The 8657-nt window shown below is 35.4% G+C and carries 17 protein-coding genes and 1 tRNA gene; all 18 read left to right on the top strand.

All coding sequences use genetic code 11. The features are described 5' to 3' along the window. Positions 1–601: putative HNHc nuclease (locus tag ACTQZK_RS13100; protein WP_441899739.1), on the top strand; the 601-nt coding region annotated here is incomplete at its 5' end. A gap of 3 nt (positions 602–604) precedes the next feature. After that, positions 605–1465, top strand: a complete 861-nt coding sequence (locus ACTQZK_RS13095) for a helix-turn-helix domain-containing protein (RefSeq protein WP_441562950.1) — start codon at positions 605–607, stop codon at positions 1463–1465. Further along, a complete protein-coding gene (locus tag ACTQZK_RS13090) occupies positions 1462–1773 on the top strand; it encodes a MazG-like family protein (protein ID WP_002398571.1) in 312 nt (103 codons plus the stop codon). Before ACTQZK_RS13095 ends, ACTQZK_RS13090 begins: the two co-directional genes overlap by 4 nt. Further along, positions 1763–2290, top strand: a complete 528-nt coding sequence (gene ssb / locus ACTQZK_RS13085) for a single-stranded DNA-binding protein (RefSeq protein ID WP_375856349.1) — start codon at positions 1763–1765, stop codon at positions 2288–2290. The genes ACTQZK_RS13090 and ssb overlap by 11 nt, the downstream gene beginning before the upstream one ends. An 11-nt stretch (positions 2291–2301) precedes the next feature. Beyond that, positions 2302–2646 carry a hypothetical protein gene (locus tag ACTQZK_RS13080; RefSeq protein ID WP_441549956.1) on the top strand — a complete coding sequence of 115 codons (345 nt, stop codon included), beginning with the start codon at positions 2302–2304 and terminating at the stop codon, positions 2644–2646. 11 nt (positions 2647–2657) lie between these two features. Further along, on the top strand, positions 2658–2864 hold the full coding sequence (locus tag ACTQZK_RS13075) for a hypothetical protein (RefSeq protein WP_441549955.1): 207 nt from the start codon (positions 2658–2660) through the stop codon (positions 2862–2864). Beyond that, a complete protein-coding gene (locus tag ACTQZK_RS13070) occupies positions 2861–3682 on the top strand; it encodes a DNA-methyltransferase (protein WP_441549954.1) in 822 nt (273 codons plus the stop codon). The genes ACTQZK_RS13075 and ACTQZK_RS13070 overlap by 4 nt, the downstream gene beginning before the upstream one ends. A gap of 43 nt (positions 3683–3725) precedes the next feature. Continuing rightward, positions 3726–4148, top strand: a complete 423-nt coding sequence (locus tag ACTQZK_RS13065) for a YopX family protein (RefSeq protein ID WP_441029654.1) — start codon at positions 3726–3728, stop codon at positions 4146–4148. Next, a complete protein-coding gene (locus ACTQZK_RS13060; RefSeq protein ID WP_441899738.1) occupies positions 4120–4665 on the top strand; it encodes a hypothetical protein in 546 nt (181 codons plus the stop codon). Before ACTQZK_RS13065 ends, ACTQZK_RS13060 begins: the two co-directional genes overlap by 29 nt. After that, positions 4666–4974 (top strand): hypothetical protein, encoded by a 309-nt coding sequence (locus tag ACTQZK_RS13055; protein ID WP_002380822.1) that lies wholly within the window; start codon positions 4666–4668, stop codon positions 4972–4974. Next, a complete protein-coding gene (locus ACTQZK_RS13050) occupies positions 4971–5132 on the top strand; it encodes a hypothetical protein (RefSeq protein ID WP_010774952.1) in 162 nt (53 codons plus the stop codon). The genes ACTQZK_RS13055 and ACTQZK_RS13050 overlap by 4 nt, the downstream gene beginning before the upstream one ends. Then, complete coding sequence (locus ACTQZK_RS13045) at positions 5129–5389, top strand: hypothetical protein (protein ID WP_002365172.1); 261 nt, start codon at positions 5129–5131, stop codon at positions 5387–5389. The genes ACTQZK_RS13050 and ACTQZK_RS13045 overlap by 4 nt, the downstream gene beginning before the upstream one ends. After that, the gene (locus ACTQZK_RS13040) at positions 5382–5882 is read left to right on the top strand and encodes a DUF1642 domain-containing protein (protein WP_441570847.1); all 501 of its coding nucleotides are present in this window, start codon (positions 5382–5384) and stop codon (positions 5880–5882) included. Before ACTQZK_RS13045 ends, ACTQZK_RS13040 begins: the two co-directional genes overlap by 8 nt. 608 nt (positions 5883–6490) lie before the next feature. After that, entirely contained in the window at positions 6491–6907 is a 417-nt protein-coding gene (locus ACTQZK_RS13035; protein ID WP_192189386.1) for an ArpU family phage packaging/lysis transcriptional regulator, read from the top strand. A 375-nt stretch (positions 6908–7282) separates the two neighbouring features. After that, positions 7283–7354 (top strand) — tRNA-Trp (locus tag ACTQZK_RS13030). A 137-nt stretch (positions 7355–7491) separates the two neighbouring features. After that, complete coding sequence (locus ACTQZK_RS13025) at positions 7492–7806, top strand: hypothetical protein (protein ID WP_441562960.1); 315 nt, start codon at positions 7492–7494, stop codon at positions 7804–7806. After that, on the top strand, positions 7799–8110 hold the full coding sequence (locus ACTQZK_RS13020) for an HNH endonuclease (protein ID WP_142429214.1): 312 nt from the start codon (positions 7799–7801) through the stop codon (positions 8108–8110). Before ACTQZK_RS13025 ends, ACTQZK_RS13020 begins: the two co-directional genes overlap by 8 nt. Further along, complete coding sequence (locus ACTQZK_RS13015; RefSeq protein WP_142429213.1) at positions 8101–8613, top strand: hypothetical protein; 513 nt, start codon at positions 8101–8103, stop codon at positions 8611–8613. The genes ACTQZK_RS13020 and ACTQZK_RS13015 overlap by 10 nt, the downstream gene beginning before the upstream one ends. The last annotated feature ends 44 nt before the right edge of the window (positions 8614–8657 follow it).

Here is an 8657-nt window from a genome sequence, read left to right as displayed (position 1 = left end):
CATCGAATTTGAGGATGAAATAAATTCAAATTTTCTCGAACTTCTGGCTAATAACGATGATAATTTAGCGAAAGTTGAATTCTTAGATAATCGACAGATGTCTCAAAAACAGAATGCACTTTCTCACGTTCTAATAGCCGATGTGGCACGTTGGAGCTATGACGAACCTAAATGGATTGAAAGTGTCTTGAAATACTACTACGAGGCTAAGAGTGGTGTTTATTTTGAACATAGTCGAGCTACCAAGAATGAAGCGACGGAGTGGATCGGTTTCTTGATTGAGTTCATTTTGAAAAACGATATACCACTGGAAAAAAGATACCAATACTTGCTTGAAAATAACAAATGGTTTTATTACTGCCTGAAATATCGCAAGTGCTGTATTTGCGGTAAGCATGCTGACGTTTGCCATATTGAAGTTGTTGGTATGGGGCGTAATCGCAAAAAGATTAATCATGAGACATTCACATTTTATGCAGGATGTCGTCAGCACCATCAAGAGGAGCACCAAATAGGTACTAAGAACTTCTTGAATAAGTATCAAATAAAACCAGTCAAACTAAATATTGAGGAACGCAAGAAATTAAATATAGGAGGATAACCAATGAATGAACATAGAGGCTTTTATGCTATCATTCCAGCCATTGTCCGCTACGATAACCAATTAAATGGGAATGCAAAGCTATTATATGGAGAGCTGACAGCATTAGCAAATGAAAGAGGCTACTGCTGGGCAACAAATCAATACTTTGCCAGACTATACAACGTTAGCAAACGGACGATCATATCATGGATGAAGCAATTAGAAAAACGAAAATATATAAAGATACAAGTCTTTTACAAACCAGATAGCAAAATTGTAGATCGTAGACATATTTATATATTGCCTTTTCCAACTGATACAGAATTCTACACCCCTAGTGAAGAAAATTTCATCACCTATGGAAAAAATCATCACGAGGGTGGTGAAGAAAATTTCACTACCCCTGGTGAAGAAAACTTCACAGAGAATAATACATTAATTAATAATACAAAGAATAATACATTGAATAAAAAGAATAGTGTTGAGCCAAGCTCAACCATGTCCGAATTATTCGAAAAAGTTTGGAAAACTTATCCAAAGAAAACCAACAAGAAAAAAGCTAGAGAACAATTTTTAAAGAAGTTCAAGACGGAAGAAGATTTAGAGTCGTTTAAAAAAGGATATAAAGACTATCTTGCGTATATTAAATTAAACGATTGGTACCATCCACAAGAATTGTTTCGTTGGATCCGTGATGATCGTTATAACGATGAATATGATTTATCTCAAACAAATAAACTGCCAGCCTATTCTAAGGTGCCAATGAGACAAGAAAAGTTACCTGAATGGGCTAACAATCAGAAGCAAGAAGAAGAGAAACTTTCGTCAGAGGAACAAGCTGAGCTTGATAGACAAATAAAAGAATACTTGGAGGGTAAATGATGAATGAATTAGTTAAATTAATTGAGAAATGGGCAAGAGAAAAAAATCTAGATATCGCAGAGCCTGAGAAACAAATGCTAAAAGTGGTTGAAGAAGTCGGAGAAGTCGCAGCAGCATTAGCAAGAAATAATAAAAATGATTTAAGGGATGGTATCGGTGATGTTGTTGTGACACTAGTTATTCTTGCTATGCAAAATGATATGGATTTATACGAATGTCTGAACCAAGCGTATAACGAGATTAAAGATCGTAAGGGAAAAAATGTCAATGGTGTGTTCGTTAAGGAGAGTGATTTGAATGATAAATAATGTGGTATTAGTCGGAAGATTGACAAAAGATCTTGATTTACGCTACACCGCAAGTGGTTCTGCAGTTGGAAGCTTTACTCTTGCTGTGAACCGTAACTTTACAAACCAAAACGGCGAACGAGAAGCGGATTTTATCAACTGTGTAATTTGGCGTAAGCCTGCTGAAACAATGGCTAATTATGCTCGCAAAGGAACATTATTAGGAGTTGTTGGCAGAATTCAAACTCGTAATTATGACAACCAACAAGGCCAACGTGTCTATGTGACTGAAGTTATTTGCGAGAGTTTCCAATTATTAGAGCCAAAAAGCGCCAATGAGAATAGAAATAGCATTCAGACGTCACAGAATGACGGTACAAGCGTTCAAAACAATTTCGAGGGGAATTATGCTACAAATCAAAATAAAGGCTTAAATCAGCAAAATAACAGCCAACAAATGTCGTTTGGTGGAGATGTAGATCCGTTCGCAGGCGCAGGTAATTCAATCGACATTAGCGATGATGATTTGCCGTTCTAGGAGGTTAAAGTATGAACAGTGTAATTTTTGAAGATATAGCACGTATTCAAGCTGAAAAAAAGCAAAAGCGGAAAGAAATGCTCAAGCTAATGAATGAGAATCCGGACTGGTATAAACATCCAAAAAGCATGGTCTATCGTCAAATTAAATTGCTTGGTAAGGATATTGGTGAGCAAACAATGGATAAATCTAAACCAATCAGCTCAATTGATAAAGACAAGTTCACCATTCAAGAATATTTGTATTTGCAGTGGGTTGGTTATTCAGTGAATGCAATCATAGAAGCGTTAGGAATGCCTAGAAACAAATTCTGGGAATATAAAGCTGAACATTTAAATTTTAAATTAGATTTATGAAATGAAAGTGAGTGTTCATTTTGCTGGAGATTTATTACACGCCAACATCCGCACTAATAGCGGATGCATTGGCTAAAACATATGAAATCGTTTCTTTAGAAACAGCTAGAAATATTTCCAAGAAATTTAAGGCTAGTTTAAAGCAGAAAACGGACCTTTATGTGATTGAGGGAATTTTGATTGATGCTGGTTATAAAAAAGAGCCAGTGAATTTGTGAGAAAGGAGTGGAGGTTTGGTCGACCACAAAGAATTCTTTACTCCTTTGAAATTATGCAGAGAGAAACGAAAATACAATTATTTAACGATCATTTTCAAAATTATAAACGGTATGGCATACCGAAAGCGCAATTAGTTATTGCAGACATTCCTTATAACTTAGGTAAAAATGCATACGCATCAAGTTCTGCATGGTATGAAGGCGGAAAAATTGAAAATGGAGAATCGAATAAAGCGAATAAAAGCTTTTTTGACACCGATGAGAATTTTAGAATATCAGAATTTATGCATTTTTGCTCAAAAATGTTAAAGAAAGAACCTAAAGAAGTTGGAAAAGCGCCAGCTATGATAGTATTTTGCGCCTTTCAACAGCTTCAAATGGTGATTGACTATGGTAAAAAGTACGGCTTTAACAATCACATTCCACTAGTTTTTATTAAGAAGTCCAGTCCTCAAGTATTAAAAGCGAATATGAAAGTTGTGGGAGCTACAGAATATGCGCTCGTTCTTTATAGAGAAAAACTTCCGAAATTCAATAACGACGGCCGTATGGTTCTAAATTGGTTTGAATGGGAAACGGATAACAGCTATCCAAAAATACATCCGACCCAGAAACCAATACCTGTTATTAAACGATTAATTGAAATTTTTACAGATTATGGAGATGTTGTAATTGATCCATGTGCTGGCAGTGGTTCTACGCTTAGAGCGGCTGCAGAACTTAATAGAAATGCTTATGGTTTTGAAATAAAGAAAGAGATGTATGAAGCTTCTCAGGAAAAAATGTTGTCAAATATCCCAATGGGGCTATTTATATGAACTGAAGAACAGCTGTCATTATTTTAGAAAGCGAGTGAAGAAGATGATTCCAAAGTTTAGAGCGTGGGATAAGCGAGAAAACACAATGAGAGATGTAGCTGTCTTACATTTTACTAAAGGTGGTAAGGTCAACAGTATCGAATATTGGAAGACACCTTCCGAATTGAAATCATATCATGTACGAAATTTAGTCCTCATGCAATCAACTGGATTGAGAGACAAGAACGGCGTTGAAATTTTTGAGGGTGATATTGTTTCAGTAAGAAACCATCCATTTCAGAAAACAGAAAGCAGCGTTGGGATTGAAATAGATGGTGATTATAAAGTGTCTTGGAATGAATATGATTTAACTTGGTGTGCTGGAAATCTTTTGTTAGCAAGAATAAAGCCTTATGTAACTGTTATTGGAAATGTTTATGAGGATGGTGATCTTTTAAATGACAGTGAAGATACAAAAAGAAATTAAATTCAAAAACAAGTGTAGCTGCCTAGTCGATGAAGAAGAGTTATCGAATGCAATTCTGTGGTATCAAAAATCACCAACTTTAGGAAATAAGACCATTTATTTACACGGGAAATATCCAGCAGTTTCTATTGGAGACGAAAAAATTCATGTCCATAGGTTGTTAATGCAGTATTGGCTGAAAATAAGATTACCCTTTCATGCTAGTGTACATCACTTAAATGAAAATAAACTAGATGCAAGAAAATCGAATCTCAGCGTGATGATAAACAGCGGACATAACAGCAAGCATAATAAAGGAAAAGTTCTTTCTCAATCAACAAAGGCAAAAATATCAGCAGCCAATAAAGAAAGAAAAGGAATGAAATTCAAGAAAAGAAGAAATATTCCAGCAAATGAGTTGAAAGATTTATTGAAATTCGGGTTTTCTAAAAATTATATTGCTAATCTTTACCAAGTAGATTGGACGACAATCAGAGCTAGAATCCACGAGAACCCAGATTTATTGGAGGTCAAATAAATGGCGATTAAAGGAAGAAGCAAGTTTGACTTTGAAGTGTTTAATGGAGATTTCAATAATTGGATGGGCTTCAATAAACAAAAATATACCAGGGAACAAGCAATAGAGGAATGGCGGTCAGAACTAATGCTTGAGGAAAACACACCTTACATTGTTGAAGATGCATTTGTTAGATATCGTTTCGGAGTAGACGAAGACAATGAGAACCGTAGTTGCTGGTGGTTAGAATGGCGAGATTGTGGTCATAGGTCTGTGCCTGTTTGGTCCATTAGAACGCCTTTTCCGTGGGAATTGGAGGGAGCAGAATGAGCTTTAAAGAAGCTTTCAAGGATGAATATGTTGAAATTGACATAAGCAATAACGAAGAAGCAAAAGCTTTCTTTGAAGAAAATGTATATAAAAGGGAAAGAGAAATATTAAAGAAGTCAGAGGGCTTGCTTAAATGTATTGAGGAGAAAGCGGAATGAGTTATGAAAATTACAAAAATTGTGTTGAAGAGGTAAAAGACAAGAACGGTAAAGTAATTAAATATCATGACGTTGTTCGAACGTTACGAGGTGAAATTTTATTAGTCGGTTTTGGAGTAAATCACCATCATAAAACAAAAGGTTTGAATGCCTTTAATAATTTTATTGGTGCTCATGATTGGTTAGATGTTTACCCAGATGGAGAATTAGAAATCCTAGGAAATGTTGACTTTTTTGGGAGGGGCAGCGATGAATAAACAAGAATTTATTGAAACGTTAGAAAGTTTAGAACGTGATTCATTCAACGAAAATTACAACGAAGGATATGATCAAGCAGTTCGTGACTGTTTAGCTGTAGCAAAACAACTAGACGAACCGAAAAAAGTCGTGGTACCGAAGTTCATGGCGGATTTTATAGAAGACGGCAACAATTACGATAAAATAGCGTTCTTAGTACATCAGAAGTATTTAGGTATCAACTCGCTCATGAGAGAATGTCCTGTTAAAGACTGGCTTATGTCTGTTGACTATGAAACTGTATTAAGTTTAGTCAACGGCTACGAAGTCGAGAAAGAGCAATTGTATTATGTTTTATTGCCAGAGATGGGAGAATATGAATCGAAATACTTTTTAGATCAAGACGGTGAACTGAGTGTAGATAATCAACTTTGTGAATATTATAAATTAACTGAACAAGAAATCAAATCAATTGACGAGCGCTATTGGCCGTTTGCTGTGAAGGTGGAGTAAGAATAGATGAAAGATAAGAAATTTTCACCTCTAACAATTATTTGTGTGATTATAGGCATATGCTGGATTGTTTCAATTGTGGGAATCGGATATTTTATTTCACATCCAGAAATAATTGGACACTGGTTTAGTCGTTTAATAAGTGGGTTTAAATAGTTTTGAAACCAATGTATTTTAGTTTTTACAATCGATAGTATAAAAAACTACCTAGTTTCCGCTAGGTAGTTCTGTAAGAAATAATATTAAGTTTATTTTTTATAGTATTTTTATACCAAACCCATTATAAAAAATCAAGTATAAAAAAGCCAACCGACCACTGGTTGACTAAGAAGAATATTTTACCAGAAAAGTGGTAGCTTGTGATATGTGAGGTTACTTTGCCCCAAACATTGGTCACAATAAAAATATTTTATCATAAATAGAAAAACTCAACTAGTTTTTTCTAGTCGAGTTTTCCAGATGACATCACTCAAGATGAATTGAGTTGTCTATATTATATCATGATGAAATAAGAAATTTCAATAAAAGTAAATAAAAAAAGCCGGATTGCTCCGACTGTGAGTAATATTTTCGACATAGTTATTATACCACAAAAGGAGCGATTTCACTTGATTCAATTGCTAAAAGAAGTAGATTTTCGACAAACAAAAGCGAATGCCAGAAATGTGTTGAAGAATTTTAGACGTTTAGAGCGAATAGCTGGTCGCTCTTTGATAGATTTAAAATCACCAATTATTACAGATATGCCTAAAAGCCAAAGTCACGGGAACAAAGCAGAAGATGCACTGGTACAATTAGCAGATGCAGAAGCAGAAAGAGATGCAATTTTATCTGCGCTTATGGCATTAAGCCTAACTAGCAGACAAATTTTACATTATAGTTTTTGTGTGCAGGACCGTTACTCTAATTACAAGATAGCTAGGGAAGTTGGCTATTCTGAAAGAAGTATTCAACGAATGAAATCAGAGGCTTTAATTGAATTTGCCGAAGCGTATCGAAATGGAAAAATAATTGCATATAAATAAAATTTTTGGCGGTTTTTTGGCGGAAAGTTGGCGGTTTTTATCAATATTTAGATGTTATTATGGTAATGTCGAAAGATAAGGAGACGAGGTAAGGCATGCATTACCTATCTTAGCTCCGTTTCGCTTATCTTTGGAGGCTACCTATAAAAATAAAGAATAAGGATGTGGAAAGTCCAGTTCTTTCTGTCTCGTTTAGTCTAGGTAGCAAATATTGCAATAAACTTGGCATAAAGCTTACACGTAGACGTACGCCGAAAGCACTTGTCAAGATAGCGCTATGTAGTTTGCAATGATCACTCACAAATCATACGTTCTCAAAAATAAAGGAATGGAGGGAATTCCTCTCTCTTTTTTCTACAGGTTTGCGAGAGTTAATGGAGCATAGCTTAATCGGTAGAGCAGCGGTCTCCAAAACCGTTAGTATAGGTTCGAGTCCTATTGTTCCAGTAAGTGGCATAAGCTACTTAAATAATATAGATCGTCAATGAATGTTCGGACAAACAAATTGGCGCTACTACCTTTCACGAGGGCTGCATTTCTATGCAGTCCTTTTTACATAATTTTATAAGGAGGTTGTTACATCTATGAGTAAAAAAGAACAGATTAGAAAGCAGCAAGCACAGTTCTTAGAAATCATGAAGAAGGTTCGTGAAGAGAAAGATATAGATGCGCTTGCAGAACTGTTTATTGAAATCATTTCGGTATATGGGCTGAAGATGGATGAGACATCAGCATTACTTTATTACGTTCAGAAAGAAACACTTGAAGCAGATCACAATGCGCAGTTCTTAAAAGAACGATTGAAACTTGATGTTAAGTCGCTAGGTATTGAAGGTGTGCTGCAAGCACAACGTGCGTTGGTTAACACTTACCTTTCTAATATCGCCAACAATGATTGATGTATCATCCAAACAAGCACGAGCAAAGTTCTATGGCTCATCAGAGTGGAGAAGATTAAGACAGCAGTGTTTAGAGCGTGATCATTACGAATGCCAGTGGTGCAAACAAGAAGGTAAGTTAACAACTCAATATGATTCTATTCTTGAAGTGGATCACATTAAAGAGTTAGAACATTATCCGCAGCATGCATTAGATATAGATAACCTTAGAACGTTATGCAAAGAATGTCACAATAAACGACACGGAAGATTTAACTATAGAGAATCGAAAAGAAAAAGAAAGTGGGATGATGAATGGTGGTAAAGAAATATTTGAAAGATTATGTGGAAGATGGAAGATACACGATTGTTGTTGCTCCTAGTATGAAATCCTTATTGTTTTTGATTGAGATGTTGTATCCTACTGCAAGAGTAATAACTTCTGATGCGGATGCTATTGGTGGTAAAAAACTATTAGTAGATAAATGGGCAGCTGATGGATTAGGTCTCAAAGCAGCATTGCCTAAGTATAGAGAAGAAGATATTGTGTATGAACACTTCACTAGACAGTTTGTTGAAGGAGATAAAGCATCTAGTGAATCCACTGTAAACGAATGTGAAGAGCTTCCGATAATTAGTAAAGAAGTTAGGGAAGCTACTGGTTTAATTGAAAATATTATAGCACACCTAGAATCTTTTAAAGCTGACATCATAAAGGGGACAGCATTAATAGATAGAATCAATGTAGATAATACTTTTGAAAATGACGGTAGCTACAACATGAATATTGATATCGATTTTAAGTCAAACTTAAAAAGTGGGGAATAATATACCCCCCATCGAAATATTTTGCCCTAAAGTGGGGACTGCGG

The sequence above is a fragment of the Paraeggerthella sp. LCP19S3_G8 genome (genome assembly GCF_052119225.1).
In the GTDB taxonomy this organism is placed as follows: Bacteria; Actinomycetota; Coriobacteriia; order Coriobacteriales; family Eggerthellaceae; genus Paraeggerthella; species Paraeggerthella hominis.
Note: the sequence above shows the minus strand (reverse complement) of the source record. Positions and strands in the feature narration are given on the sequence as shown.

Coding starts and splice junctions, on each gene's coding strand:
- ssb (WP_375856349.1), top strand. CDS start 1,763: ATGATAAATAATGTGGTATTAGTCGGAAGATTGACAAAAGATCTTGAT.
- ACTQZK_RS13090 (WP_002398571.1), top strand. CDS start 1,462: ATGATGAATGAATTAGTTAAATTAATTGAGAAATGGGCAAGAGAAAAA.
- ACTQZK_RS13015 (WP_142429213.1), top strand. CDS start 8,101: ATGGTGGTAAAGAAATATTTGAAAGATTATGTGGAAGATGGAAGATAC.
- ACTQZK_RS13080 (WP_441549956.1), top strand. CDS start 2,302: ATGAACAGTGTAATTTTTGAAGATATAGCACGTATTCAAGCTGAAAAA.
- ACTQZK_RS13095 (WP_441562950.1), top strand. CDS start 605: ATGAATGAACATAGAGGCTTTTATGCTATCATTCCAGCCATTGTCCGC.
- ACTQZK_RS13060 (WP_441899738.1), top strand. CDS start 4,120: ATGACAGTGAAGATACAAAAAGAAATTAAATTCAAAAACAAGTGTAGC.
- ACTQZK_RS13050 (WP_010774952.1), top strand. CDS start 4,971: ATGAGCTTTAAAGAAGCTTTCAAGGATGAATATGTTGAAATTGACATA.
- ACTQZK_RS13055 (WP_002380822.1), top strand. CDS start 4,666: ATGGCGATTAAAGGAAGAAGCAAGTTTGACTTTGAAGTGTTTAATGGA.
- ACTQZK_RS13065 (WP_441029654.1), top strand. CDS start 3,726: ATGATTCCAAAGTTTAGAGCGTGGGATAAGCGAGAAAACACAATGAGA.
- ACTQZK_RS13040 (WP_441570847.1), top strand. CDS start 5,382: ATGAATAAACAAGAATTTATTGAAACGTTAGAAAGTTTAGAACGTGAT.
- ACTQZK_RS13025 (WP_441562960.1), top strand. CDS start 7,492: ATGAGTAAAAAAGAACAGATTAGAAAGCAGCAAGCACAGTTCTTAGAA.
- ACTQZK_RS13045 (WP_002365172.1), top strand. CDS start 5,129: ATGAGTTATGAAAATTACAAAAATTGTGTTGAAGAGGTAAAAGACAAG.
- ACTQZK_RS13020 (WP_142429214.1), top strand. CDS start 7,799: ATGATTGATGTATCATCCAAACAAGCACGAGCAAAGTTCTATGGCTCA.